The 25,716-nt window shown below is 71.3% G+C and carries 27 protein-coding genes and 2 pseudogenes; 15 read left to right on the top strand and 14 right to left on the bottom strand.

Annotation, left to right across the window (positions count from 1 at the left end; all coding sequences use genetic code 11):
- Nucleotides 1–22: 22 nt before the first annotated feature.
- Together BM362_RS41590 and BM362_RS41585 are read right to left on the bottom strand one after the other, a co-directional pair.
- Nucleotides 23–880, bottom strand: a complete 858-nt coding sequence (locus BM362_RS41590) for an SDR family oxidoreductase (RefSeq protein ID WP_232791730.1) — start codon at nt 878–880, stop codon at nt 23–25.
- Nucleotides 881–1,060: 180 nt separating this feature from the next.
- Nucleotides 1,061–1,451, bottom strand: a pseudogene (locus tag BM362_RS41585) (CBS domain-containing protein).
- Nucleotides 1,452–1,558: 107 nt separating this feature from the next.
- Between BM362_RS41585 and BM362_RS41580 the strand changes: the two are divergent.
- The 6 genes from BM362_RS41580 (at nt 1,559) to BM362_RS41555 (ending at nt 6,349) form a co-directional block, all read left to right on the top strand.
- Nucleotides 1,559–2,116 (top strand): hypothetical protein, encoded by a 558-nt coding sequence (locus tag BM362_RS41580; RefSeq protein WP_093576878.1) that lies wholly within the window; start codon nt 1,559–1,561, stop codon nt 2,114–2,116.
- A gap of 54 nt (nt 2,117–2,170) precedes the next feature.
- A complete protein-coding gene (locus BM362_RS41575; protein WP_093576877.1) occupies nt 2,171–2,581 on the top strand; it encodes a phage holin family protein in 411 nt (136 codons plus the stop codon).
- Nucleotides 2,578–2,898, top strand: a complete 321-nt coding sequence (locus tag BM362_RS41570; RefSeq protein ID WP_067584326.1) for a DUF3618 domain-containing protein — start codon at nt 2,578–2,580, stop codon at nt 2,896–2,898. The genes BM362_RS41575 and BM362_RS41570 overlap by 4 nt, the downstream gene beginning before the upstream one ends.
- 41 nt (nt 2,899–2,939) lie before the next feature.
- Nucleotides 2,940–3,158, top strand: coding sequence for a hypothetical protein (locus tag BM362_RS41565; RefSeq protein WP_244287454.1), 219 nt, complete (start codon nt 2,940–2,942; stop codon nt 3,156–3,158).
- 77 nt (nt 3,159–3,235) lie between these two features.
- Entirely contained in the window at nt 3,236–4,987 is a 1,752-nt protein-coding gene (locus tag BM362_RS41560) for an APC family permease (protein ID WP_093576875.1), read from the top strand.
- 213 nt (nt 4,988–5,200) lie between these two features.
- Nucleotides 5,201–6,349 carry a M48 family metalloprotease gene (locus tag BM362_RS41555; RefSeq protein WP_093576874.1) on the top strand — a complete coding sequence of 383 codons (1,149 nt, stop codon included), beginning with the start codon at nt 5,201–5,203 and terminating at the stop codon, nt 6,347–6,349.
- A gap of 49 nt (nt 6,350–6,398) precedes the next feature.
- Here the strand turns inward: BM362_RS41555 and BM362_RS41550 are convergent, their stop codons facing one another.
- Nucleotides 6,399–6,758: a darcynin family protein gene (locus tag BM362_RS41550; protein WP_067584335.1), complete on the bottom strand. Its 360-nt coding sequence runs from the start codon at nt 6,756–6,758 to the stop codon at nt 6,399–6,401.
- Nucleotides 6,759–6,774: 16 nt separating this feature from the next.
- Complete coding sequence (locus tag BM362_RS41545) at nt 6,775–7,656, bottom strand: NAD(P)H-binding protein (protein WP_093576873.1); 882 nt, start codon at nt 7,654–7,656, stop codon at nt 6,775–6,777.
- Between the two features lie 102 nt (nt 7,657–7,758).
- On the opposite strand from BM362_RS41545, the gene BM362_RS41540 reads away from it, so the two are divergent.
- The 3 genes from BM362_RS41540 (at nt 7,759) to BM362_RS41530 (ending at nt 9,979) form a co-directional block, all read left to right on the top strand.
- Complete coding sequence (locus BM362_RS41540) at nt 7,759–8,694, top strand: LysR family transcriptional regulator (protein ID WP_208865495.1); 936 nt, start codon at nt 7,759–7,761, stop codon at nt 8,692–8,694.
- Nucleotides 8,695–8,781: 87 nt separating this feature from the next.
- Nucleotides 8,782–8,982, top strand: coding sequence for a hypothetical protein (locus tag BM362_RS48575; RefSeq protein ID WP_208865494.1), 201 nt, complete (start codon nt 8,782–8,784; stop codon nt 8,980–8,982).
- Between the two features lie 256 nt (nt 8,983–9,238).
- Nucleotides 9,239–9,979, top strand: coding sequence for an SRPBCC family protein (locus tag BM362_RS41530; protein WP_093576872.1), 741 nt, complete (start codon nt 9,239–9,241; stop codon nt 9,977–9,979).
- 120 nt (nt 9,980–10,099) lie between these two features.
- Here BM362_RS41530 and BM362_RS48570 read toward each other — a convergent pair whose 3' ends face one another.
- The 3 genes and pseudogenes from BM362_RS48570 to BM362_RS41520 all read right to left on the bottom strand — a co-directional run bounded on the left by BM362_RS48570 (nt 10,100) and on the right by BM362_RS41520 (nt 12,269).
- Nucleotides 10,100–10,519 (bottom strand): hypothetical protein, encoded by a 420-nt coding sequence (locus tag BM362_RS48570; RefSeq protein WP_208865505.1) that lies wholly within the window; start codon nt 10,517–10,519, stop codon nt 10,100–10,102.
- A gap of 181 nt (nt 10,520–10,700) precedes the next feature.
- A pseudogene (locus BM362_RS41525) lies at nt 10,701–11,099 on the bottom strand (iron-containing alcohol dehydrogenase); the annotation flags it as partial.
- A 75-nt stretch (nt 11,100–11,174) separates the two neighbouring features.
- Nucleotides 11,175–12,269, bottom strand: coding sequence for a mandelate racemase/muconate lactonizing enzyme family protein (locus tag BM362_RS41520; protein WP_093576871.1), 1,095 nt, complete (start codon nt 12,267–12,269; stop codon nt 11,175–11,177).
- Nucleotides 12,270–12,327: 58 nt separating this feature from the next.
- Between BM362_RS41520 and BM362_RS41515 the strand changes: the two genes are divergently transcribed.
- On the top strand, nt 12,328–13,128 hold the full coding sequence (locus tag BM362_RS41515) for an IclR family transcriptional regulator (RefSeq protein WP_093576870.1): 801 nt from the start codon (nt 12,328–12,330) through the stop codon (nt 13,126–13,128).
- Nucleotides 13,125–13,619: a hypothetical protein gene (locus BM362_RS41510; protein ID WP_244287453.1), complete on the top strand. Its 495-nt coding sequence runs from the start codon at nt 13,125–13,127 to the stop codon at nt 13,617–13,619. Before BM362_RS41515 ends, BM362_RS41510 begins: the two co-directional genes overlap by 4 nt.
- A 15-nt stretch (nt 13,620–13,634) precedes the next feature.
- On the opposite strand, the gene BM362_RS41505 is transcribed toward BM362_RS41510, so the two are convergent.
- From BM362_RS41505 to BM362_RS41485, 5 genes are read right to left on the bottom strand one after another with little or no spacing between them, the layout of a single operon-like run.
- Nucleotides 13,635–14,750 carry an acyl-CoA dehydrogenase family protein gene (locus BM362_RS41505; RefSeq protein ID WP_067584481.1) on the bottom strand — a complete coding sequence of 372 codons (1,116 nt, stop codon included), beginning with the start codon at nt 14,748–14,750 and terminating at the stop codon, nt 13,635–13,637.
- Between the two features lies 1 nt (nt 14,751).
- Complete coding sequence (locus BM362_RS41500) at nt 14,752–15,558, bottom strand: enoyl-CoA hydratase/isomerase family protein (RefSeq protein ID WP_067584484.1); 807 nt, start codon at nt 15,556–15,558, stop codon at nt 14,752–14,754.
- Complete coding sequence (locus BM362_RS41495) at nt 15,555–16,484, bottom strand: acyl-CoA dehydrogenase family protein (RefSeq protein ID WP_093576869.1); 930 nt, start codon at nt 16,482–16,484, stop codon at nt 15,555–15,557. The genes BM362_RS41500 and BM362_RS41495 overlap by 4 nt, the downstream gene beginning before the upstream one ends.
- Nucleotides 16,481–17,401 carry an acyl-CoA dehydrogenase family protein gene (locus BM362_RS41490; protein ID WP_067584488.1) on the bottom strand — a complete coding sequence of 307 codons (921 nt, stop codon included), beginning with the start codon at nt 17,399–17,401 and terminating at the stop codon, nt 16,481–16,483. The genes BM362_RS41495 and BM362_RS41490 overlap by 4 nt, the downstream gene beginning before the upstream one ends.
- A gap of 2 nt (nt 17,402–17,403) precedes the next feature.
- Nucleotides 17,404–18,543, bottom strand: coding sequence for an acyl-CoA dehydrogenase family protein (locus BM362_RS41485; RefSeq protein ID WP_093576868.1), 1,140 nt, complete (start codon nt 18,541–18,543; stop codon nt 17,404–17,406).
- A gap of 255 nt (nt 18,544–18,798) precedes the next feature.
- Between BM362_RS41485 and BM362_RS41480 the strand changes: the two genes are divergently transcribed.
- The 4 genes from BM362_RS41480 to BM362_RS41470 are packed head-to-tail and all read left to right on the top strand — an operon-like array spanning nt 18,799 to nt 23,201.
- Nucleotides 18,799–20,157, top strand: a complete 1,359-nt coding sequence (locus BM362_RS41480; RefSeq protein ID WP_067584494.1) for an MFS transporter — start codon at nt 18,799–18,801, stop codon at nt 20,155–20,157.
- A complete protein-coding gene (locus BM362_RS41475) occupies nt 20,148–21,506 on the top strand; it encodes an amidase (RefSeq protein WP_093576867.1) in 1,359 nt (452 codons plus the stop codon). Before BM362_RS41480 ends, BM362_RS41475 begins: the two co-directional genes overlap by 10 nt.
- Nucleotides 21,503–21,664: a hypothetical protein gene (locus tag BM362_RS48005; protein ID WP_167545638.1), complete on the top strand. Its 162-nt coding sequence runs from the start codon at nt 21,503–21,505 to the stop codon at nt 21,662–21,664. The genes BM362_RS41475 and BM362_RS48005 overlap by 4 nt, the downstream gene beginning before the upstream one ends.
- 13 nt (nt 21,665–21,677) lie before the next feature.
- Entirely contained in the window at nt 21,678–23,201 is a 1,524-nt protein-coding gene (locus tag BM362_RS41470) for a class I adenylate-forming enzyme family protein (RefSeq protein ID WP_093576866.1), read from the top strand.
- Nucleotides 23,202–23,298: 97 nt separating this feature from the next.
- Here BM362_RS41470 and BM362_RS41465 read toward each other — a convergent pair whose 3' ends face one another.
- Both BM362_RS41465 and BM362_RS41460 read right to left on the bottom strand, forming a co-directional pair.
- Entirely contained in the window at nt 23,299–24,831 is a 1,533-nt protein-coding gene (locus BM362_RS41465; protein WP_093576865.1) for an AMP-binding protein, read from the bottom strand.
- A gap of 11 nt (nt 24,832–24,842) precedes the next feature.
- On the bottom strand, nt 24,843–25,715 hold the full coding sequence (locus BM362_RS41460; RefSeq protein WP_067584506.1) for a cyclase family protein: 873 nt from the start codon (nt 25,713–25,715) through the stop codon (nt 24,843–24,845).
- Nucleotide 25,716: the final 1 nt, after the last annotated feature.

Raw genomic sequence — 25,716 nt, 5'->3', positions numbered from 1 at the left:
GACCGCTGAAGGTCCGTGAAGGTTAGCCGCCCGGAACCGTTTCGCCGCCCAGCGCGGCCAGCACCTCGCCGCTGTAGTACGAAGACAGCCGATTCGACGCGAGGAAGACATACGACGGCGCGAGATCGTCCGGATGCGCCGCCCGCCGCATGGGCGCCTGCAAGCCGAACTTCTCCACCTTCTCCGGCGGGAACGTCGACGGGATCAGCGGCGTCCACACCGGACCCGGCGCGACGCAGTTCACCCGGATCCCGCGATCCGCCAAGGCCTGCGCCATCGCGTACGTCCACGCGTGGATCGCGCCCTTCGTCGCCGAGTAATCGATGAGGCTCTTGTTGCCGCGCAAGCCGTTCACCGAACCGGTGTTGATGATGACGTCCCCATCGCCCAGATGCGGCAGCGCGGCGGCGGTCACCCGGAAGTAGCTGTGCAGATTCACGTCGAACGTGTGCATCCACTGCTCTTCGGTCAGGTCCTCGGGACGGTCGACCGGCCATTGCGTCGCCGCGTTGTTCACCAGGATGTCGAGTCCGTCCAGTTCGGACAGAGTGCGCTCGACGATGTCCCGGCACTGCTTCGCCCCGGCGAGATCACCGGGCAGCAGCACGCATTCCCGGCCCTCCGCGCGCACGCGGTCCGCGGTGTACTCGGCGTCCTCGTGCTCGTCGAGGTAGGAGATCGCGACGTCCGCGCCTTCCTTCGCGAAGGCGATCGCCACCGCGCGGCCGATGCCGGAATCACCGCCGGTGATCAGCGCGCGTTGTCCGGCCAGCAGGCCGCGGCCCTCGTAGCCGGTCATCGAATCGCGCGGCCGCGGGTCCATTGCCGCGGTGGTGCCCGGCGGGTCCTGCTGCTGCGGAGGTCGGATGCGGTCGGCCACGGGAATCCTCCCCGGAAAGTCGGTTCTGTTCCGTTCCGGCTACCCGCTGGGCCGCGGTTCAATCACGGCAAGAACCGCGCGACCGTCCCCTTGCGACGGTCGCGCGGCCTCTAGCCCCCTGCTCCGCTCTGCGGATGCGCGGCGGTTACCCCGATCCGCGTCCGGCAAACCCGGGGACGGTCAGTAATCCTGCGACAGCGCCTCGGCCAGCACTCCGGCCTCCGGATTGGGCAGGGCGCGCGCGACGACGCCGATCAGGTCGCGGCCGTCGATCACCGGCAGGCACCGCACCTGATGCTGCGACTGGTCTGCAGGATCTCGGCGACGTCGTCCGTCACCAGTTCGCCGTGCGCCAGCTCGCCGGCCTGCACCGCGCGGGTCCTTGCCCTCGGCGATCACCTTCACCACGACGTCACGGTCGGTCAGCATCCCCCTTGAGCCGGTTGTCCTCGCCGCGGACCGGCAGCGCTCCCAGCTGTTCGCGCGCCATCGTCCGCGCGGCGCCGTGCCCGGTGTCCGACTCGCGCACGCACCCGGCGTCCGGCGTCATCAAGTCGCGGGCAGTGGTCATGAGACTGTCTCTTTTCTCCCGGCTGCCCGTGTTCCCGGCCGTTGCGCCCCCCGGACGGTTTCTCCTCCGCCCGCCCGGGTAACCGGAGGCGCGTGGAAGGAGCCGACATGCCAAAACCGTTCCCGTCCGACCCGGTCCGCGCGGAGGGCCCGCCGCTGGTCGCGGCAGGCCGGTCCGGCGCGCCCCGGCTGATCGTGCTCGACCCGGCGGGCGCGGCCAAACACGACGGCCTTCCCGCCACCTGGCGGCCGCTCGCCGAGGACCACGAGATCCTCTGGTACCGGATCCCGGTCGAGGGCGCGTGGCGCGAAACCGCGGAAACCCTTGCCGCGCCGGAGAGCGGCGACCTCGTCACGAGCGGACCGCTCGCTGCCGACGCGCTGCAGCTGGCCGCCGAGCATCCAGGGTCGCTGCGGTCCGTTCTTCTCGTCGACCCGGCCGCCGAGGGTGTGATCAGCCCCGGTGACGCCGCCGTCGCCGACGAAGCCTGGCTGGTCCAGCACGACGCCGAGATCGCCGCGTTGCGCGAGTCCGGCGTCGAAGTCGAAGTACTGGCGCACAGTCGCGACGACCCGGACGACCAGGTGCCGAGCCCGCTGCCGCTGGGCCACGGCTGGGTCGTCGACGCGCTCCGCGAAACCCTCGCCAAGCTGGAAGCGCGCTGACCGGTTTCGCCGCACACCTGCCGGGTACGCCTCGAAGAAGGAAGGGAGGAAGCCGTGCTGGAGGAAATGAACCGGACGCCCGCGCACGAGAAGTCCGCCGCGGACCTCGCCGCCGATCTGAGCGCTTCGCTCAAACGCCTGCTCCACGACGAACTCCGCTTGGCCATGGCCGAACTCCAGGCGAAGGGGAAGCGCTTCGGCATCGGGGCGGGGCTCGTCGGGTTCGCCGGCGTGCTGGCGTTCCTGGGCGGCGCGACCCTGATCGCCGCGGCCGTGCTCGCCTTGGCGCTCGTCGTGCCCGGCTGGCTGTCCGCACTGCTCGTCGGAGGCGCGCTGCTGCTGGTCGCGGGCCTCGCGGCGCTGGCCGGCGGCAAGGAAGCGAGCCGCGCCGGGCCGGTGGTGCCGGAGGAATCGGTCGAACGGGTCCGCGAGGACGTCGAGACGATGAAGCAGGTGCGGTCATGACGGAACGCGAGGTCGAGCGGGCCCGGGCGGACCGGGACGTCACCCGCGAGGAACTGGCCGAAACGCTGGACGCGCTGAGCCACAAGCTGGACGTCCGCACGCGGGCAGGCGAGAAGGTCGACGCGACGATCGACCAGGCCGCCGAACAGGTCGAGAAGACCGTCTCGGCGCCAGCCGCGGAGAAGGTCCGCGCTGGTGCGCAGGCGGTCCGGAGCAACCCGCTCCCGCTGTTCGCGGCGGTCTTCGGCGGGGTGGTCGTGCTCCGCTTTGTGATCCGCCGCCGGCACGCGCACCGGAAGCAGGGTGACGCGGGCTGACCGACCGGGAACAGCGCGCGCTGAACGAAATCGAACGCGATTTGTCCGCCGCGGATCCGTGGCTCAGCGCCAAGCTGGCCCGTGGATCCGGGCGGTGCCGTCCCGCGCTGGAGGTGCTGGCGATCGTCACCGGCGCAGTGCTGATCGCCACCGGGGCGTTCGACTCGCGGCCGGGCATGATCGTGGCCGGGGTGGTCGCGCTCGCCGTGCTCTTGGGCGGGCCGTTCGCGGTGCGGCACGGGAAAGGCGGCACCCGGTAACCCTCGTTGACCGGATCACTGTCAGGAAACCGTCAACGACCGCCTCGTGAGCGCCGCCCGGGGGCCAGCCTGAGCGGGTGACCGCAACTTTGTCCCGCCCGGGAACGCCGCGGGCCGCCGATCGGCACCGGCTTTCCGTCCTCGGCGGCCTCGCCGCACTGTCCCTCGACGCGATGGCGTCGGTCGCCTACGGACCCGAGGCGATCGTGCTCGTCCTGGCCGTCGCCGGCGGGACGGGGCTCGGCTTCACCCTCCCGGTGACGCTGGCGATCGCCCTCTTGCTCGCCGTCCTGACCCTGTCGTATCGGCAGGTCATCGCCGCGTTTCCGCACGGCGGCGGGGCCTACGGCGTCAGCCGCGCTCATCTCGGCCGCCGCGCGTCGCTCGTTGCCGCGGCGTCGCTGATCGTCGACTACGTGCTGAACGTCGCGGTGTCGTCCGCCGCCGGGGTCGCCGCGCTGACCTCGGCGGTTCCCTCGTTGCTGCCGTACAAGCTGTGGCTTTGCCTCGGCGTGCTCGCGCTGATCACCGGCATCAACCTCCGCGGCATCGCCGAGAGCGCGCGTGCCTTCATCGTGCCGACCGCGGTGTTCGTCGGGTCGATTCTCCTCGTCGTCGTGGTCGGTCTCTTTCGCAGCACTCCGGCCGCGACTGTCGCGAGCGGACATCTCCAGACGCTCCAGTCGGTCGGCGTCCTGTTGCTGCTCAAAGCTTTCGCGAACGGCTGCGCGGCACTGACCGGCGTCGAAGCGATCGCCAACGCCGTCCCGTCCTTCCGCGAACCGCGGGTACGCCGAGCCCAGCGAGCGGAGGTCGCGCTCGCTGGGCTGCTCGCGGTGATGCTGCTCGGGATCGCCGTGCTGATCGGGAAGTTCTCGATCCGCCCCGTTGACGGCGTGACAGTGCTGTCGCAGGTGACCGCCGCGTCGCTCGGGAACGGTTTCGGGTACTGCTTAGTGCAATTCTCCACTGTCGTCCTGCTGGCGCTGGCGGCGAACACGTCCTTCGGCGGGCTGCCGGTGCTGGCGCACTTGCTCGCGAAACACAACAATCTGCCGCACGTTTTCGCTCTGCGCGCCGAACGCCAGGTGTACCGCTACGGCGTCGGTTTCCTCGCGATCGCTTCGGCTTTGCTGCTGCTCCTCGCGAATGGCGACATGAACACTCTGGTGCCGTTGTTCGCGATCGGAGTGTTCGTCGATTTCACCTTGTCGCAAACCGGAATGGTGCGGCATTGGTTCCGTTCGCGCCCGCGCGGCTGGCGCGGAAAAGCCGCGCTCAACGGCTTCGGCGCGCTGCTCACCGGACTCGCCGCGATCGTGGTCACGGCGACGAAGTCCGGCGAAGGCGGCTGGCTGATCGTGATCACGCTGCCGGTGCTCGTGCTGCTGATGGAATGGGTCCACCGCGGCTACCGCCGCATCGGACTCGGGCCTGTCCCGCCCCCCGCCGGTCGCTGGTGGTCGTCCCGGCTGACCCGCGACGCGCTCGCCGCCGCGCTTTCGCTCGGCGACCGCGTCGAGGCTGTCCACGTGACACATCCCGGGGAAGAAGCGTCCGCGCGCGAGTTCGTCGAAGCGTGGGAACGGTGGCATCCGGACGTCACGCTGGTCCAGCTGCACGACGAACGCCGCCGCCTCGGCGAGCCGATCGCGGAACACCTCCGGCGGCACGAGGGCCGCCGCGTTTTCGTCCTGGTCGCCGAGGTCGAACCGGAACACGTCGGGCAGCGCGTCCTGCGCAACCGCCGCGGCGCGGTGCTGGACCGGGCGCTGCGCCGCCGGTCCGACGCCGTCGTCTGCCGGACGCGATTCCGGATCGGCGCTTAGCCAAGCCCATTTCGTCCCGTTTTCCCGGACACCCGGTCCACCGGATCCGCTGCCGTGTTTGCCCGATAGTACTTTCGGCCGATGCCCGCAGGGCGAAAACCCGCCGAAAGGCGTGGGCCATTCCGGGGTTCTTTCCCGCGCCCCGGTTTCCGCGCCCAAGATCGTCTTAGGGTTGGGCGCACTTCGTGATCTTGAAACCGGAATGAGGGGCCCATGCGAAAACGGACCAGGATTCTCGGCAGAACGCTCGCCGCGGCGGGCACCCTCGCGGCGCTGACGATGGCCACGGCCGTCCCGGCGACCGCGGCGCCGCAGGCGAAAGCGGCTGAGCCGACGTCGGTCGAACAGGACGTCGCGCAGCTGTACCAGGACGTCGAGGATCTCTACAACGGGCTGCCCGCGAACGCGCTGCGCGGCGTCGACCCGCTGTTCGACTCGCCGGTCAAGCGGCCGGGCCAGCAGGCGCACGCCGCGCAGGGCCCGATCCCGGGCTGCACCGAGGGGTCGCTGCTGACGTACGCGAACAAGCTCGCTTCCTCGCTGACCCCGACCGAGGGCCAGGCGCTCAGCGCGCTGAGCGCGATCGGCCAGCTCTACACCCAAGCGGTCGCCAACGACAAGACGCCGCAGGTCTTCGGCACCGACGGCCAGTACACGCCGCGCGCCGGCGCGACGATCGACAAGCTGCGCGGGTTCTGGGACATCGAGAGCTGGAACATCCAGCTGGTGGCCTGGAAGGGCACCGACCTGGGCAGCCAGGAACGCACCACGCAGACGTTCAAGCTCGGCCTCGACCCGAAGCGGGCGGCGGAGGCGGGCGCGCTCGCGACCAAGGTGCTCTACGAGGTCCCGGCGCTGCAGGGCGGCCGCCACCCGCTGCTGACCCTGAACGCGTTCTCCGCCCCGGCCGACAGCCTCGGCGGCAAGCGCATCATGCTCGGGGACGGCCTGCTCGACGTGGTCAACCACCTCGGCTTCGACGACGTGTCGGTGGAAGCGGTCGTCGGCCACGAGTACGGCCACCAGGTCGACTTCGCGCACGACAACTACCCGCGCGACGAATCCGGCGAGATGGGCCCGGACGCCTACGGCGGCTACTTCGGAGCGCACGCCAAGGGCGAGGCCTGGAACGCCCGCGCCCAGCAGGAGGTCACCTACCTCGACGCCTCCATCGGCGACTGCTACCACAGCCACGGCACCCCCGACCAGCGCAAGGCCGCCGGCGCGTGGGGCGAGAAGCAGGCCGTGAGCCAGAACAACCCGAACCGGATCATCCCGTCCGCGAAGATGATCGAGAAGTTCCAGAAGGAATACCCGAAGCTGATGCCGCCCGCCACGGCGGCACTGGCCGCGGCGCACTGAGCACCGCACTCGGGCCCCGTCTTTCCGGAGACGGGGCCCGTTCGCGTGCTCAGGTGGCGATGGTGGCCAGCGGGTCCAGGCCGTACGTGCGGGCGTAGCCGTTCTCGGTGCCCACCAGCAGGTCGACGATCTCGAAATACCGGTCCCAGAACGGGGTTTCGCGCAGGGCGTCGATCAGGAGCTGGTAGGCGTGGTGGTCGTCGGCCTCCCAGACCCAGACGTCGGTGACGCGCGCGGAGTAGAACTCGGTGTCGTAGAACCGGGACCGGACGCCGGCGGTTTTCGCCTCGATCGCCGGGACGACCTGGGCGGCGAACGCGTCCGCCCGTTCCTCCGGGGTCAGCGCCAGCCATTCCGGAGTGGTCTTGACCAGCAGGAACGCGGTGACCGGCGGGTTATCGATGGGCATTGCGGATCCTCACGGGTCAGGCGCCGAAGGCGGGCTTGAGGGTTTCGGCGCACCACTGTTCGAACGTGGTCGGAGACGCGGTTTCGGCGGTGCGCGCGACCCCGGCGTCGAGACCGTTGTCCTTGGCGTGCTTCATGTCCGCGACGGCGTGGGCGAAGGTTTCGTTGAGCCCGTAGCCGATGAGCGTGGTGCGCAGGTCGTCCAGAGACTCGCGCTCGTAGCGGACCGGACGGCCCAGCTGCTCGGTCATGATGCGGGCCAAGTCGTTGGGCGACAAGTCTTCCGGCCCCAGAACCGGAACGTCGGCGAAGCCGGTCCAAGACCGGTCCCGCACCAGCCCAGCGGCGACCGCGGCGATGTCCGCGACGGCGACGAGCGGGGCCGTGCGATCCGGGTCCAGGACGTCGGCATAGACCCCCTTCTCCCGGATCGAATCGACCTCTTCCAGCAGATTCTCGAAGAAGGACGGGTTGGCCAGCGCCCGGTACGCGACACCGGTGCCCGCGATGAGCTCGTCCATCGCGAGCGACGCGGTCACGAGCCCCGCCTGGTCGGCGACCGCAGTTCCGCGCCCGAGCGCCGAGACGCCGACGACATGCCCGACCCCGTGTGCGACAAGCGCTTTCGCCGCCGGGCCGGTGAAACCGCTCCACCCGTCCGCCGGAGTCCGCGACGAATCCGGTGGCACGACCCAGAAAACGGCGTCCGCGCCCGCGAAAGCCCGGTCGACCGCTTCAGGGTCGCCGTGCGAACCGACGACGACCTCGACGCGCTCCCGCACCGAGTCCGGCAGCCGGGCGGGGTCGCGGACGATCACCCGCAGATCCTCGCCCGCGTCGACCAGCCGGCCCAGCACCCGGCTGCCGATGTTTCCGGTAGGGGCAGTGATGACGATCATGCAAAACCTCCGTTGAGTACGCCCTCGATCCTGCTGAGCGCCGCCGTGCTGCCACAATGGGAACTTCGGCACGCAATCCTTGCCAGAACTGGAATTACCCTGGTGAACAGCTTGAACCCGGCGATCGACGCCACCCTCGCCGTCGCTTTGGACGCCCTGCTGACCGAGCAGAGCGTCACCCGCGCCGCCGCGCGCCTGCACACCTCGCCTGCCGCGATGAGCCGCACGCTCGCCCGGTTGCGCCGCATCCTGCAAGACCCGCTGCTGGTCCGGGCCGGGCAAGCCATGGTGCCCACGCCGCGTGCCCGGTCCCTGCGCGACGAAGCCGCCGCCGTGGTGCAAAGCCTGAACGCGCTGCTCAGCCCCGGTGCCGTCGTCGATCCCGCGGCGCTGCGCTCGACCTTCACGATCCAAACCGCCGACCTGGTCGGTGCCGCCCTGGCCGCCGGCCTCCTGCACCTCGCGCGCGAGGAAGCCCCCGGCATCTCCCTCCGCGTCCGAGCCGAGGAGCTGGAAGCCGGTTCAGCCCTCCGCGACGGCCGCCTCGACCTCGAGGTCGGCTCCATCGACCACGTCGATCCCGAGACGCAGGTCGAAAAACTGCTCACCCTGCGCCTGGTCGCCGCCGTCCGTCCCGGCCACCCCCTGGCTTCGGCCCCCTTGACCCCGGCCCGGCTCGCCGCGGCCGACCACGTCGCCGTCAGCCGCCGCGGCCGATTCACCGGCCCCCTCGACGCGGCACTGGCCGAGCACGACCTCCGCCGCCGGGTCACGGTCGTCCTGCCGAGCCACCTGGCCGCGATGGCGCTCGCCGCCCGCAGCGACGCGGTCTGCCTGATCCCGGCATCGCTCCCCGGCGAACCGCCGTCGCCGCTCACCGCCGACGCGACCGCACTCGGCTTGCGGCTTCTCGACATCCCGGTTCCGTTGCCGCCGCTGACGATCGGCATGGCTTGGCATCCGCGGCAGTCCGCCGATGGGGCGCATCGCTGGCTCCGCGACGCGGTGCGGCGGACCCTCCTCGCGCCGGGAACCTGAGCCGAAGCCCGTGCGGGGAACCCCGAGGGAAGCTGATTCCGTCAGGGTTCCCCGCACGGCTGTTTCCCGGCCGGGCAGGTTGCCCGCGTGGAGTTCGCGGTCGCCGGGGACGAGGTGCGGTTCTCCGTTTTCGACGTCCTCCCGCAGACGGAAGAGGCGTCGGGCGACGCATTCGTGCGCGAGGTCAAGATCCCCAACTGCACCTCACCGGGGACCCTGGCCACCGCGGCGTCCGCGTCCGGCACCGGCGCGAGCCGGACGTCGTCGATGTCTTCCGCGAACTCGTGACCGTGCTGAATCGAGATCCACGAAAACCCGTCATCGCGATGGAGTACCGCGCGGAAGGCTGCCGCGGCAGCCGTGCGCGCGCACTCGACCGGCCTTCGCCCTGACGGATGTCTTGCTCCGAACCTGAAGACCCCCGTGCCGGACGTGCGCGCCGCGTTAGAGGTTCTCACTTTTCCTCTTGACGTTCACCAGATCCGGTCTATAGGGTTTCACCATAGTTAATGGCATTAACACTCGTGAACAGGGAGTATCGCTCATGCCCGCCATCCGCTCGAAGATCTCGCGCAAGCCCAGCCGCCGGACCGGCCTCCGAGTTGCCTTGCTCGCGGTCCCGCTGACGGTCGCCGGCGCGCTGGCGGCGGCCCCGGCCGACGCTTCCCCTGGCCCGGCATCGCTGACCTGCCAAGGAAAAGGCGTCGACCAGACCGCGAAAGCCCGGCACCGGGCCGAAATCCTCATCCACGCGCCGCTGCCCGCGATCTGGGGCCTTCACACCGACGTCGAAGCCTGGACGTCCTGGCAGAAACCCGCCGCGCCGATGACCGTCCGGCGGCTGGATCCTGGACCGCTGCGCAAGCATTCCCGGTTCCAGGCGACCGTCCGCGTGCCCTCCGCTCCCCCGGCCACCGTCGTCATCAGCTCCACCGTCCAGCAGCTCCAGCGCGGCAAGTGCCTCCGCTGGACCGGCCCCGCCGACAGCGCCGGGTACCACATCGACGGCGTCCACGTCTGGACGTTCAGCCCCGTCCGCGGCGGTGTCCTCGTCCGCACCGAGGAAAGCCACCGCGGCCCCCAAGCCGATCCCACCTCCGACATGGGTCTCGAAACCTGGCTCGCCGACCTCAAGACCGCCGCCGAAAGCGGTCGCCGCGGCCGGCACCTCGCCGCGAACGCGGAGGCCGGGCGGGATCGCCGTGCAGGCGAGCCGGAAGGGAGAGCGCTCGGCCGCAGCGCGGGCTGGTCCGGCGCGGGCTGGTCCGGCGCGGGCGGTAGCTGATCGAGTACCCGGCCCCGGCCAGATTCGCCTCGGCGGGCCCGGTCACGTCGAGCGTCTTCACGCCGTCGAACACGACGAAGACCACGCTCGCGACCTCCGGGGCCCGGCATGGCCAGACCGTCAGGCGGACGCGAACCGGAGCACCGTCGCGTCGTACTGGGCGCGGGCGAACCGGAACGGCCCGAACCCGCGGTAGTCCCGCTTCGGACGGTGCGGTTGCCCGAACGAATCCCAGACGACCTCGTCCTCGGTCACCGTGCTGCGCGCCAGCAGCCCGAGAACGCGCAGGCGAGCAGCGGGATTCAGCCTTCCTCCGCGTCGAGACCGTGGAAGTGCTCGGTCATGGTGCGACTGAACTCGCGCGGGAGAAGTCCGCCGCAAGCGCCACCGCCCCGGGGACATGCCGGCGCCGAGTTCGAACCGGTCGATCAGGTCGGTGAGCGCGATGCCGTCGACGGACGGCATCACCGCCGGACCGCCCGCCTCGCCGGGCGGATGGAATGCGAAACGAAGCGCGCGGCGCAGGTTCTCCGCGACCAAGCGGACGGCGTGCAGGTCCAGACCATCCGCCCTGGGAGGGGGCCGGGCGGGGAGAAAGGACTCCACGGCATGGGTCAGGCAGTCGATTCCGGCGGCCGCGGTCGCGCGCGGCGGCAGGCTCCGGGTCGAGAAGTGCGTACCGGGCAAGGCAAGCCGGGCCGCCGAGGTAACACTTGCGCTGCTGCCGAGGGTCGGTGACGACGCCGAGGTCGTCGCACTCCGAACCGGTGCCGGAGGTGGTCGGGATCGCCAGGATCGGCAACGCGGGCGCCAAGCCCGCCGAAGCTTCGGTGCTCCAGGTCAGTTCGGCGGCCGGACGGTCGTTGACGGCGGCCAGCGCGATCGCCTTCGCCGCGTCCAAAGCGGACCCGCCGCCCAGCGAGACCACCGCTCGCGCCTGCGCGGCGCGCACGAAAGCACCGCCCGCGTCGACGTCGCCGGCGGTGGGATTCGGGTGCGCTTCGGAGAAAACCTCGACCGCCGACCCGCCTTGCCGCGCCAACTGGACTGCCCGCTCCGGCAACGGGAACGCGACGAGCCCGCGATCGCTGAGCAGCACAACAGTCCGCGCGCCGATCATCTGGACCAATCGCGGCAACTGCTCGACGGCGCAGCCGGATAGTTCCGATTTCGGCAGCTGGGACCTCCGGCACGCCTACCTCCCGAACCGGTCCTCGTCGACCGCGGCGCCCAGCCCCGGCGCGGACGGCACGTGCAGCAGGCCGTCCCCGTCGATGTCCAGCGGGGCGGAAAGCAGGAAATCGCGCCGCTGCGGCGTCCACACCGGCGGGTCGTAAGGGAATTCGAGGTACGGTCCCCCGCCGACTCCCGCGGTCACGTGCAGGTTCGCGAGCAGGCCGAGGCCGTTGGACCAGGTGTGCGGCGTGAAGAGCCGGTTGCGCGCCAGCACCAGCTCGGCGAGCGTGCGGGCCCGCAGCATCCCGGCGGCGAGCGCGACGTCCGGCTGGTAGACGTCGAGGGCGTCGGATGCGACCAGGTCCAGCAGCTCGCTGAAGGTCCGGACCATTTCGCCCCCGGCGACGCGGACCCCGGCGTCCCGCACCGCGCGCAGGCCGGGCCGGTCGTCCAGCGGCAACGGTTCCTCAAGCCAGAAGACGTCCGCTTCGCGCAGCGCCGCCGCGAAGCGCCGGACTTCCGCCGGGTCGAGCGAAGGCCGCACGTCGCCGGGCATCCGCCAGGCCTGGTTCAGGTCGGCCATCAGCGTCATCTCCGGCCCGACCGCCTCCCGGACCGCCCGCATGGTGCGGATCCCGCCCGCGAAATCGTCCGCGGCCAGCCGGATCTTCGCCGCCTGGAACCCGCGGTCGCGGACCCCGGTCATCATCTCGGCCCGCTGTTCGGCGGGCAGGATCCGGCCGGTCGAGGCGTACGCCGGGATCGCCGTCGCCGCGCCGCCGAACAGCGTCGCGACCGGGACGCCGAGCACCTTCCCGATGACGTCCCACAGCGCGATCTCCAGCGGCCAGTAGCGCCCGGCGTGGAACGCGATCGTCTCCAGCGTCCGCACGTGCCGGCTGATCGCCATCGGATCCTGGCCGAGGAACAGCTCCGCGTACGGCTCGAACCCCGCCATCGTGTCGCCGGAGCCGTAGCCGGCCACGCCCTCGTCGGTCACCACTTTGACCACCGTCGCGTCGAACCGCGTGCGCGGAACCGGGTCCCACGCGGCGTCGAACGGCGGATCGAGCGGCAGCGTCCCGGGCAGCAGCTGGATGTCGGCGATCTTCACTCCCCGGACGGTAACCGCGGATTGACGCTCGCCCAATCGTTGTTGCACAGTCCTCAACATGGCGAACCAGCGCACCTACGGTTCGGGCCTGGTCCGCGACGTCGACCTGCTCGAAGTCCTGGCACTGCCGGAAGCGCGCGACGGACTCGGCGTGTCCCGCGTCGCCGAACTGTCCGGCCGGGACAAGGCACAGGTCTCGCGTGCCCTCGCGACGCTCGCCGACGCCGGACTGGTGTCGCGCGACGAGCACACCCGCGCGTACCGGCCGGGCTGGCGGCTGTTCGCCTTGGCCACGCACGCCACCGAAACGCACCTCGCGCACCTCGCCGCGCCGTTTCTGCGCACGATCGTGGCGCGGCTGAACGAAACGACGCATTTGTGCGTCCTGCGCGCCGGTCAGGTGTTCACCCTCCGAAGCGAACTCGCCTCCCATGCTTTTCGCGGACTCGGCTGGGAAGGCGTCGGCGTCGACCCGTTCACGACCTCACCCGGACGGGTGTTATTGAGCGAATGGGACGAGGAAACCGTCGGACACTGGTGGCGGACCTTCGCCGGCACCGCCGCGCATCCGCTCCCCGATCTCCCCGGCGCCGCCGGCGAACCGCCGCCGATCACGCTCGACCAGCTCGCCGGGAAGCTCGCGGGAATCCGGAAACGCGGCTACGAAACCGTGGACGAGGAGTTCGAACCGGGATTGGCCGGCGTGTCCGCGCCGGTGTACGGCTTCCGGGGCGACATCGTCGCGGCAGTCAACGTTTCCGCCCCGAAATCGCGCCTCGGCGCACGCCTGCCCGCGGCGGGCCGGTTCGCCCGCACTGTCGCCGACCGGATCTCCGCCGCGCTCGGCGCACCGGGATGACGTTCATTTATGCTTCGCTCAAGCGTCTCTCCCGGCAGGTGGTCGCCATGTACGAAATCCCGCCCACGGCGGCCATGCAACGCTGGTCGGTCTCGGTCGACGGCCCCCACGCGATCTTCGTCTGCGCGCCGTGGCTCGAAGACCACACCGCGGACCGGGTGCTGCCGCGCCTCTGGCCGGGCCGCGGCCTGGGCGTCAGCGACGCCGACGCCGCCGGTTTCGCCGCCGCGATCGCCGAGACGATGAAAGCGCCGAACTACTGGACCGCCAGCCACGCCGCGGCGCGTGCCTGGCAGGACCAGCCGTGGTCCCCCGCCAGCCGCGACCACGACGACGGGTTCGTGTACTTCGCCGGACCGTGCGGGGAGCCGGGGAGCGCGGTGGGGTACCGCCCGGCTTGCCACCTGCCGCTGGCGCTGCCGGACCTGCGCGGACTGCGGATCCGGGTGGCGGCGCACCTGCGGGGCCTCGTGAGTGTTCCTGCCGGTTAGAACCGGCAGGAACACTCACGACAACCCGAACTCCTGCCTCCCGATCAACCCCCGCATCACCTCGGTCGTCCCGCCGCCGATCGTCTCCAGGATCGACTGCCGCCACAAAAACTCCGTATCCGTCCCCGCCACGGCGGCCTCCGCCCCGCCGAACTCCACCCCCGCGCGGGCGATGTCCTGGGCCAGCACCGTGCCCGCCAGTTTGTGGTACGCCGCCGGGACCGCGGCCGGTTCTCCCCGGATCACCTCGCCCAGCAGGGCCAGCGCGAGCGCGTCGACCTCGGCCAGCCGGACCGACAACTCCCCCATTCTCCGCCGCACCACCGGGTCGTCGGCGACTCCGGCCGCGTCCAGCGCGGCCAGCACCTCGTGCAGGTCCCGGCGCAATCGCTTGGGCGGGAACTGCACGTGCCGCTCCACCGCGAGCGCCGAAGCGACGACCTGCCACCCCTCGTTCTCCGCCCCGACCCGATCCGCGACCGGGACCCGCACGCCGTCGAACCGGACCTCGTTCAGGCGTCCGCCGTCGAGGGTCGGGATCGGCGACACGGTGATCCCGGGGCTGTCCAGCGGGACGATCAGCACGCTCAGCCCGCGCGACCGGCTGCCGGCCGCCCCGGTCCGGCACAGCAGCCACATGCGGTCCGACCAGTGCGCGTTCGACGTCCAGCATTTCGCCCCGTCGACCACGTAGTGGTCACCCTCGCGACGAGCTTGGGTGCGCACCGCGGCGAGGTCCGAGCCAGCGTCGGGCTCGGAATAGCCGAGGCAGAAGTTGAGCCGGCCGCGTCGCAGGTCGGCGAGGTATCGCTCGCGCTGCGCGTCGGTGCCGTGCGCCATCAGCGCTTTGGCCACCAAACCCGGGCCCATCGGCGGGCGCGCCACCCGCGCGTAGGCCATCTCGTCCCAGAGGATGAACTCATACGCGGGCGAACGGCCGCCGCCGCCGAACTCGACCGGCCAGGACAGCGACAGCCAGCCCCGCTCGCCCAGCGCACGGTAGACCCGGCGGACGCCGCCGGCGGTGTCCTTGCCGCGGTGGAAGTAGCCGTCGGTGTCGCGGTATTCCCAGAGGAACTCAAGGACCTCCGCGCGGAATGCCTCTTCCTCCGGGGTGAAGCCGAAATCCATCTCACTGCTCCCCGTCGGCGCCAGTCGTCCATCGCGGCTCGCGGCCCTCGGCGAACGCGCGCGGGCCTTCCTTCGCGTCCGGGTGCGCCCAGTGCATGCGCAGCAGCGACCAGCCGTACTCGCACGCCTGCCCGTACCCCGTCTCCAGCGAATTCCAGACCGCCTGCTTCGACAACTGCACCGCCGCCGGCGAGTTCCGCGCGATCTGCTGCGCCATCTCCTCCGCGCCGGCCATCAGCTCGTCGGAAGTGGACAGCTCGTCGACGAGCCCGAGCTGGTAGGCACGCTGGGCGGGCATCCGGTAGCTCTTGCCCATCAGCGTCATCCGCAGCGCCGACCCGAGGGGAAGCCGTTTCGCCAGCCCGATGTTCTCCATCGCGCCCACGAGGCCGACGTTCACGTGCGTGTCCATGAAGGCCGCGTGGTCGGCCGCGAGCACGATGTCCGCGTCGACCACGAAGTGCAGCCCGGCCCCGGCGACCAGCCCGTTGACCGCGCTGATCACCGGTTTCCACACCCGGTTCTGCCGCGGCGACCAGAACACCTCGTCGGTCAGCGGCCCGTTCCCGGTGCTCATCCCGCCGCGCCCGGCGACCGCGTGCACGTCGGCCCCGGTGCAGAAATGCCGCTCCCCGGCCCCGATCACGATCGCCGCGCGGATCCACGGATCGTCGCGGACCTCGGCCCACATCTCGCGGATCACCGGCATCATCGACCCGGTCAGCGAGTTGCCCCGGTGCGGGCGGTTGAGCGTGAGACAGGCGACGTGGTCGCGCTTTTCGAACAGCACCTCGGGCGCGTCGCTCATCGTTCCTGGCCTTTCCGGCGATACTTCGCCGCTATCTTGTCCGCGCACCCCGGCCGCGATGCCTGGTGCCTGATCCGCTGCGAGAGCGGCCCGATCGGTCCTTCGACGGAGTAGCCGATCGCGCCGAACGTCTGGTGCGCGACTTCCGCCGCCTCGACCGCCGCCCGTCCGCCCGAGCACCGAGCCGCGGCTGCCAGCGCGGTTCCGTCGGGGTGCCCGTCGTCGAACGCGAGCGCGGCCATCATGGTGAGTTTTTCCGCCGCGGCAAGCGAAAGCCCAGCGTTCACGAGGGGATGCGCGACCGCCTGGAACGTCCCGATCGGACGTCCGAACTGGACTCGGTTCCGGGCATGCTCGACAGCGAGATCGAGCAACCGCCGTCCCGCACCGCTCAGGTAAGAGGCCGCCGCGAGGTCGGAGAGCGCGGTCGCCGCCTCGACTCGTTCCAACGGCTGAACCCGCGTCAGCTCGACCCGCCCCCACTGCTCGCCGCCCAGCACCGCAACCGGTTCAACCGAACCGGCCTCGGCAAGCCACGCGCGAGAGCCGTCCGTTTCCACGAAAACTCCCGCCATCGGAGCCCACGGCAGCAAGGGCGGCGCACCAACCGAGGCTACGCAACTCCCGTCCGCGACCTGGGCGGCCAGCTCCGGCGGCAACACCTGCGTCGCGAACACCGTCGCCGCCAACGGCCCAGGCGCGGCAGCCCGGCCCAGCTCCGCACCGGCAGCCGCGACGTCGCCCGCTCCCCCGCCTTCGCCCGGCACCGCCAGCGAGAGCACTCCGAGCGAGGCCAGCCCCCGCCAGAACTCCGCCGGGAACGCACTGGAGCGCCAGACCTCGTCCGGACAGTGCGCCCGGCAGAAACTCCGGACCGCCTCGGCCAGCGCCCGCTGCTCCTCGGTGGGCGTCAACGCGACGCTCATACCGCCGCCCAGCGCGCCTCGGCGACGGCCCGGCTCGGCGTCCGCCAGCTGCCCAGTTCCGCGCGCACCGCCTGCAACCGCAGCGTCCACAGGTGCAGGTCGTGTTCCGCGGTCAGCCCGATCGCGCCCATGATCTGGTGGGTTTCCCTGGTCACACGGCCGAGAGCGGACATCGTGTGCGTCGCGGCGACCGCGGCGGCTTCGGCGGGCGCACCGGCGAACGCGGCCTCGTAGACCAGCCAGCGCGCGCCCTCCACGGCCACGTCCACCTCGGCCAACCGGTGCTGCAGCGCCTGGAACGAACCCAGCGAGCGGCGGAAGACCGTGCGGTCCTTGGCGTAGGCGACCGCGATGTCGACGGCCCGGCGCATCATGCCGACCGCCTCGGCAGACGCGCCGACCCGCCACCAGTTCACCATCGCCGCCGCGCTTCCGGGAGCCAGTTCCTCCTGGTTCGCAGCGACCACGCGGGCGAGCGGATAACCATAAGCCGACGGAACCCGTTCAGCCGCATCGGAATCGAGGTCAGCGGCAAAGCACCGGTCGCCGTCGGCGCGGAGCATCCGCGTCGCCTCGCCGCCGTAGCGCACCGGACCCGGGTCGCCCGCCGCGAGCACCACCGGCCCGGCAGGCCGGTCGAGCCCGAGCGCGGGCAACACCAGCAGATGCGGCACCGCGCTGACGGCGCCGAGGTCGGCGGCGATCGCCTCGACCGCGAGGGCCGCGTCGAGCGGACCGGCGTCCTCCGCGGCGAACAGGTCGAGGAAACCGTCGCGGCGCAAAGCTTCTTCGAGGTTCCAGTCGTATGCGCCGCGAGCGGCCAGCTCCCGGCTGCGTTCCGGCCCGGCGTGCCGGGCCAGGAGCGTGCCCAGCGCGTCGAGCACCGCGCGCTGGGTCGAGGTCGGTTCGAAATCCACGGCTAGTCCTTCGGCAGTTCGAGGATGAGACGGCTGATCAGGTTGAGCTGCACCTCGTAGCTGCCCGCGGCGATGCCCGCGCCGAGCGAGTTGCGGAACTGCGCGTCGCCCAGCGCTCCTTCGACAAGCGCTTCGCTGCCCAGCACGTCCAGCGCGAGGTCGCCCACCGCGCGTTCGGCCTGCACCATCGCGGCGCGGGCCTGATACGCCCTCGGCGAGGGTTCTTTCGCCTTCGCCCGTTCGTCGATCACCCGGTACACCAGCACGCGCGCCGCCTCGCACGCTGCCCGCGCGCGGCCGAACTGCTCCTGGATCCCCGGGTCGGCAAGCCGCCCTGACGCGCCCACCTCGGCGGCCAGCCGGTCCAGCACCAGCGCGGCCCGCGCGTACCGGGGCGCGCCGACGCGTTCGTAGGCGAGCGTGCGCCGGACGATCTCCCATCCCTTGTTCTCCTCCCCCAGCAGGCAGTCCGCCGGAATCCGGGCGTCGGTCAGGAAGAGCTCGTTGAAGGAATGATCGCCCACGAACCCCGGGATGCGCCGGACCTGCGCCCCCGGGGTGTTCAGCGGCAGCAGGAAGACCGAGATGCCGTCGCGGCCGTCGGCGGCCGATCCGGTGCGCGCGAGCAGGAAGCAGTAGTCGGCGACGTTGGCGTAGGACGTCCAGATCTTCTGTCCGTTGAGGATGTAGCTGTCGCCGTCGCGGACCGCCTTCGTCCGCAGCGCGGCCAGGTCCGTGCCCGCCTCGGGCTCGGAGAAGCCCTGGCACCAGAAGACCTCGCCGCGCGCGATCGGCGGCAGCAGCTTCCGCCGCTGGTCCTCGGTGCCGTACTTGATGATCGCCGGCCCGACCCAGTTGACGTTCATGTACTGCGGCCCGCGCGGCTCCCCGCGCCGCCACATCTCCTCGCCGAGCACGAAATGCTGCCACGCGCCCTGCCCGCCGCCGCCGTACTCGCGCGGCCAGTGCGGCGTGAGCCAGCCCCGGTCGGCGAGCCTGCCGACGAACCCGCGCGAAAAATCGCTGTAGACCGCGCTGCCGAGGCCGGTCTCGGACCGGTCCCATCCGGCCAGCTCCCGGTCGAGGAAGTCCCCCAGCTCGCGCCGGAACGCGACGTCGGCCTGATCCCACGCGAAGTCCATCAGCGTCCCTCCGGCCCGCGCCGGCGCTCGTCCAGTCGGTGCACGTCGCCGACTCCTCTCGTTCGATAAATAAAGGATACTCAATTAGCTCCGCTACGCAACCATTCACCTAGCCGATCCCACGCGAAGCGCCGCAAAACTGCCGGTAACAGCGCTGGTAACGGAATCGCATCCGGATCGCGCACCTCTTGCACTCCGGCCGCTGATCAGTATCCTCAACTCGGTCGCCCACCGCCCCCATTCCCGGAGGTCCCGATGGTCTCGCCAGAACCCCAGCCGCCCGCCCCGGGCGGCGGCGCCGCGTCCCCCGAACTGCGCAAGGTGACGATGTCCAGCCTGCTGGGCACCGTGATCGAGTACTACGACTTCCTCATCTACAGCTCGATCGCCGCGCTCGTGTTCGGGCCGCTGTTCTTCCCGTCGCTGGACTCCTCGACCTCCACCATCGCCGCGTTCGGCACGCTCGCCGCCGGGTACGTCGCGCGGCCGCTCGGCGGGCTCGTCTTCGGCCACTTCGGCGACCGGCTGGGCCGCAAGTCGATGCTGATGGTGACCATGACGCTGATGGGCGCGGCCAGTTTCCTCATCGGCGTGCTGCCGACGTACGGCTCCATCGGCATCGCCGCGCCGCTGCTGCTCGTCTTCCTCCGCGTGGTGCAGGGAATCGCGGTCGGCGGCGAATGGGGCGGCGCGGCGCTGATGGTCGTCGAGCACGCGAGCGCGCGCCGGCGCGGCCTGTGGGCGGGCATCATGCAGCTCGGGTCGCCGCTCGGATCGTTCCTGGCCACGCTCGTGTTCGCGCTGGTGAGCCTGCTGCCGAAGGACGCGCTGTTCTCGTGGGGCTGGCGGCTGCCGTTCCTGCTCAGCGCGCTGCTGCTGATCATCGGCTTGTACGTGCGGCTGCGGGTGTCGGAAAGCCCGGTCTTCCGCGAGCAGGCGGCCAAGCCCGCCGACCGCAAGCCCGCTGTTCCGGTCCTTCAGGTGCTGCGCCGCCCGCGTGCGCTGGTCCTCGCCTGCGCGGCCGGGATCGGGCCGTTCGCGCTCACCGCGCTGGTCAGCTCGCACAGCATCGCCTACGCCAAAACCCTCGGCTACGACGTGTCCGACGTGGCTCGTGCGCTCCTGTTCGTCGCGGGCGTCGGGATCATCTGCATCCCGGCCTTCTCCGCGTGGTCGGACCGCGTCGGGCGGCGGGTGGTCAGCCTGATCGGCGCGGTCGGCACGCTTCTCTACGCACTTCCGTTGTACGCCTTGGTCAACAGCGGTTCGGTGCTGCTGCTGACGCTCGGGCTGATGGGCGCGCAGGTGCTGCAGAACCTGATGTACGCGCCGCTCGCGCCGATGCTGTCGGAGATGTTCGGCACCGGCGTGCGCTACACCGGGGTTTCGCTGGGCTACCAGCTGGCGAGCCTGCTCGGCGCCGGGTTCACGCCGCTGCTCGCGAGCAGCCTGGTCGCCGGGTTCGGCGGGTCGAGCCTGCCGCTGAGCGCCATCGCGGGCGTCGGGGCGGTGATCACCATCGTGGCGATCTGGCGGATCTCCGAGACCCGCGGCAGCGACCTCACCGATTCTCCCGACGCCGTCTCCCCCGAACCGGCCGCTCGATGGTCCTGAGCATCAGCGAAGCCGCGGTGGCCCTCCGTACCGGGAGGACCACCGCGGTGGCGTTGGCCGAGTCCGCGTTCGCCGCCGCCGACGAGCACGACGCCGCGCTGGGCGTCTACCTCTCGCGGTTCGACGGACCCGCGCTGGCCGCGGCGGAACGGGCGGACGCCGAGCTGGCGGCTGGCGTCGATCGCGGGCCGCTGCACGGGATTCCGTTGGCAGTCAAGGACCTCCTCGCCACCGGCGAGGGCGAGACGACCGCGCAAAGCCAGGTGCTCGATCGCGCCTGGGGTCTCCGCGGCGACGGTCCGGCGGTCGCCCGGCTGCGTGCGGCGGGCGCGGTGCTCACCGGGAAGACGACCACGATGGAATTCGGGATCGGCGCACCGGACCGGACGAAGCCGTTCCCGCTCCCGCGCAACCCGTGGCGTCCCACGCACTACGCCGGCGGCTCCAGCTCCGGCAGCGCGAGCGCGGTCGCCGCGGGCCTGGTCCTCGGCAGCCTCGGCACCGACACCGCGGGCAGCATCCGGTACCCCGCCGCGTTGTGCGGGGTCAGCGGGCTCAAGCCGACGTACGGACGGGTGCCGAAGAACGGCTGCGTCCCGCTCGCGCCCGGTTTCGACCACATCGGCCCGCTCGCCCGCAGCGCCGAGGACTGCGCGCTCCTGCTGACCGTGCTCGCCGGGCCCGATCCCGGCGATCCTTCCTCGGCAGGCCACCCGGTCGAGGACTACCGCGGCGGGTTGACCGAGTCGCTGTCCGGATTGCGGATCGGAGTGGTGCCGCACGCCGAGGACCGTGCTTTCGAGCGGGCAGTAGCTGTTCTGCGCGACGCGGGGGCGCGCACGAGACCGGTCGAGCTGCCTTACTGCCAGGAGCTGAAGACGGTGACCAAGTTCGGTCTCGCCGCGGAAGCTTTCGCCTGGCACCGGACGAATCTCCAGCACCGGTGGTCCGACTACGGTGCTTCCACCCGGATGGCGCTCGCGAGAGGCGCGCTGGTCTCCGCCGGTGACTACGTGCAGATGCAGCGCGTCCGGCGGGCCGGGCAACGGAAGCTCGCCCAGCTGTTCGCCGAGGTCGATCTCGTGGTGACACCGACCGCCACCCGCGGCGCACCCGAGATCGAGGGGCTCAGCACGTCCGGGATGGCCGACACGGCGCTCACCTCCTACTGGAACGCGGCGGGCAATCCCGCGCTGTCGGTCCCGATGGGGTTCACCGGCGACGGGCTGCCGCTCGGCCTGCAGATCGCCGGGCGGCCGTTCGCCGAGGCCACCGTGCTCGCCGCCGGGCACGCGTACCAGCAACGGACGAGCTGGCACCTCCAGACCCCGTGGGAGATCGTCCGATGACTGTCGTCGAGGCCCTGCTCGCCGCGGCCGGGCTGGCCCCGGCGCCGGAGGAGATCGCGCGGCTGGAGGCCAGCTATCCGGGATGGGCGGCGGAACTGCGCGCACTGGACGAGGCACGATACGAGGAGCCCGCCCCGGTTTTCCGGGCGGAGCCGTGAAGGAGGAACGACCGTGGGCAACGATTTGACGCTGCCGAGCTGGCTGCGGACGATCGGCGGACAACCGCACGGCGCGCACCGGCGAGCGCTGGCCGACGAGCACGGCGAGCTGACCTTCGCCGAACTGGTCGCCGCCATGGACGCGACCGCCGCCGCGCTGCGCGAGTCCGGGGCCGAGCCGGGCGACCGGATCGTCACCGCGATGGAGCCGTCGGTCCCGCACACCGTCGCGATCCTCGGCACGCTGGCGGCCGGGATGGTGGCCGCGCCGCTGAACATCCGGCTGACCGCGCCGGAAGCCCGCGCGTACCTCAGCGCGCTCAAGCCCACGGCGCTGCTCGCCGACCCCACGTACGCGCCCCTCGCCCGGGAAACCGGCTACCGCCTCGTCGAACTTCCCGCGGCGAACCAGCCCGCGCCGATCGCCGAACGCCTGGCCCCGCTGTATCACCCGGGCGGCGACCGGATCGCCCCGGACGAGGACGAGTTCGCGATCGTCTTCGGCACCGGCGGCACCACCGGCAGCCCGAAGGCCGCCGTGCACACCCACCGCAGCCTGTGGCTGTGGCTGAACACCTGCGCACACGGAAATCCGCGGGTCCCGTCGGACGTCGAACTGTTCTTCTCGCCGTTCTTCCACATCACCCTCGGCACGAACCTCCTGACGCCGCTGTTCGCCGGCGGCGAGGTCTGGATCCACCGGCGTTTCGATCCCGCGGCCGCGCTCGCCGCGATCGACCAGGGCGCGAGCAGGCTCATGGGCGCGCCGACGATGTTCGCCGCCCTGCGCGCCCGCCCCGAGTACGCGGCGACGCGACGCGAGAACGTCACCGCGATCCGCTTCGGCTCCGCGCCGTCCACCGGCGATTTCGTGCGGGACCTGCTGCGCGACTTCCCGAATGCCCGCATCCGGGCCGGTTTCGGCGCGACCGAGTTCGGGTCGGTGCTGGGATTCGACCACGACGACCTGCTGGCAGGCCGGTTCGCCGGGGTCGGCAGGCCGCTGCCGGGCGCGACCGTGCGCATTCTCGGCGCCGACGGCCGCGAGGCCGCCCCGGGCGTCGTCGGCGACCTGGTCGTGTCGTGTCCCTGGCAGACCCACGGCTACTACGGCCTCCCCGACGAGACGGCCGCGACCTTCCAGGCGGACGGTGTCCACATTGGAGACCTCGCGTCGCGGAGCGCGGAGGGCTGGGTGACGATCGCGGGCCGCCGCAAGGAAATGATCATCAGCGGCGGGGAGAACGTTTATCCGCGCGAGGTGGAGGAAGTCGTGCTCCGGCATCCGGACGTCGCCGACGCGATCGTGTACGGGATGCCGGACGAGCACTGGGGAGAACGGGTGGCGGCGAGCGTCGTCGCGGTGGCGGGCCGGACTGTCGAACCGGCCGCGCTGCGGGAGTACTGCCGCGCCGAACTGGCGGGCTACAAGATCCCGAAGACGGTCCGGCTCATCACCGCGGTGCCGCTCACCGCGAACAACAAACCGGACCGCCGGCAGGCCCGTGCGGACGCCCTCTCCGCCTCCCAGGACTGAAGCTCGGCATTCCGCCACCCGTCCCGGCCTCAGCTCGGAGTCCGTGCGGGGAACCCTCAGGGTCTCCGATTCCCCGAGGGTTCCCCGCACGGATCCGTCATTGCGCCAGCTTGCGCAGCTCCGCCTTGCGGATCTTGCCGGTCGAGGTCTTCGGCAACTCCGCGAACCGGATGTCTCGCGGCACCTTGAAATGCGCCAGCCGCTCCCGCAACCAGCCGGTCAAGTCCACATCGGACACCTCGGCCCCGTCGCGGAGCCGGACGAACGCGACCGGCACCTCGCCCCACCGCGGATCGGCCTTCGCGACCACCGCCGCCTCCGCCACCGCCTCGTGACCCAGCAGCGCGTTCTCGACCTCGATCGACGCGATGTTCTCCCCGCCGCTGATGATCACGTCCTTGAGCCGGTCCCGGACCTCGACATACCCGTCGGGATGCCGCACCGCCACATCCCCGGTATGCAGCCAGCCGCCGGCGAACGCGGCCTCGGTCGCCGCCGGGTCGCCGAGGTATCCGGCCATGACCGTGTTCGAGCGGATCACCAGCTCACCCAGGGTTTCCCCGTCCGCGGGAACGTCGGCGAACTCCGGAGTCACCACCCGCGCCGACTCGACGTTGACCGTCCGGACCCCTTGCCGCGCCAGCATTTTCGCCCGCTTTCCCGGTTCGAGGTCCTGCCATTCCGGCCGCGGGAGGCACATCAGCGAAGGCCCGTACGTCTCCGTCATCCCGTACAGGTGCGTCACCTCGATCCCGATGCCGGCCAGCGCCGCGATCGCGGCAGGCGAGGGCGGCGCTCCCCCGACCGCGAACCGCACCCGCTGCCCGAACCGCGCACCGCCGCTCGCCTGCACCAGCATGTCGAGCACGACCGGAGCACCGCTGAGATGCGTCACCCCTTCCTGCTCGATGAGTTCGCACGCCCGCGCCGCGTCCACTTTTCGCAGCGTGACGTGCCGCGCCCCCGCCGCGGTGACCGCCCAGGTGTAGCACCAGCCGTTGCAGTGGAACATCGGCAGCGTCCACAGATAGCGCGAACTTGCTTGCAGACCAGTGGAAACGACCTGGCCGAGCGCGTTGAGGTATGCGCCGCGATGCGTGTAAACCACGCCCTTCGGGCCAGCCGTGGTGCCGGAGGTGAAGTTGACCGCCAGCGGCTGCCGTTCGTCGCCGGGCAGTCGCAACGGCACCGGATCCGCGGTTCGCAGCCACTCCTCGTAGCCGTCGCCGATCACCAGGACCGCCCGCAGCTCCGGCGTCCGCTCGACGACCTGCGCGGCCAGCGATTCGTCGACGATGAGCACCTTCGCACCGGAAAGCCGCAGCAGCTGCGCGTATTCGTCCGGCGAAAGCCGCGTATTCAGTGCCGCCAAAGCGCATCCGGCGCCGGGCACGCCGTAATGCGCCTCCAGCAACGGCACGCCATTGGGCGCCAGCACCGCGACCCGGTCGCCCTCGCCGAGCCCCAGTTCGCGGAGGCGTCCGGCCAGCCGCTCCGCCCGGTCCGCGAGCCGCGCCCACGACATCCGTTCCCCGGCGTCGGTGACCACGCCGATCCCGTCGCCGTCGAGGTCGACCGTGCGCCGCAGGAAACTCAGCGGGCTGAGCGGCACGTCGTTCGCGAATTCCATCCCGGTTCCCTTCACACGACAGCGATCGGGCGCAGCGGCGAACCAGTCCCGCCCCGCAGCGTCAGCGGCAGCGCGACGAAGAGGAACGTGACGACGCCGTCGGCCGCCAGGTCCTCGCAGTTCACCCATTCCATGATGTGCACCCCGTGCCGCTGCAGCAAAAGCACGTGCACCGGCAAGGGATTTCCCGGCACCGGCGACGGCCGGACCTCGAACGACATGGTGTCCGCGCCGACGTACCGCACGCCCTTCGACACCAGCCATTCCGCCCCGTCCACGCCGACGCCGCTGCCTCCGCCGCGCTCGGCGATCTGCGCGGCGTCCGGCCAGAATTTCATCTGCCCGGTCCGCACGAGCACGATGTCCGACCCGGTGATCGTGACGCCGCCAGCCCCGGCCGCCTCCCGGAGATGGTCTTCCCCGACGGCGAAATGCGGTGGCAGGACGTCGAGGCCGAGCACCTTCGGGATGTCCAGCAGCACGCCGCGGCCGATGATCGGCCCCAGCTCGGAGGCGTCGCCGCGCAGCGCGCCGTAGTCGCCGAGCGCGCTGTTCGCCGAGGTTCCGCCGTGCCATTCGTCCTCACTGCCGCACGTGACGTGGCACAACGCGTCGATGTGCGTTCCGGTGTGCAGGCTGCCGGAGACGAGTTCGGACACATAGCCGAACTCGACGTCGTTCGTGCCGGGCGAGTCGAAGGGGAACCGGCCTTCGGCGCGCTGGCCCTGCGGGGAGTTGTACGTGACGACTTCCAGCTGCGGGTTGCCCGCGAACGTCGGCATGTGCCGCCACCAGCCGGTCGACAGGTCGTACACCGAACCGGTCGCGGGCAGGCCGAGGCTGCGCACGAGGCCGGCGTCGGGCGGGGTGCTGCGGGAGCTCATG

The sequence above is a fragment of the Amycolatopsis rubida genome, from assembly GCF_900115345.1.
GTDB lineage: Bacteria > Actinomycetota > Actinomycetes > Mycobacteriales > Pseudonocardiaceae > Amycolatopsis > Amycolatopsis rubida.
This window is presented reverse-complemented; position numbering and strand designations above follow the sequence as displayed.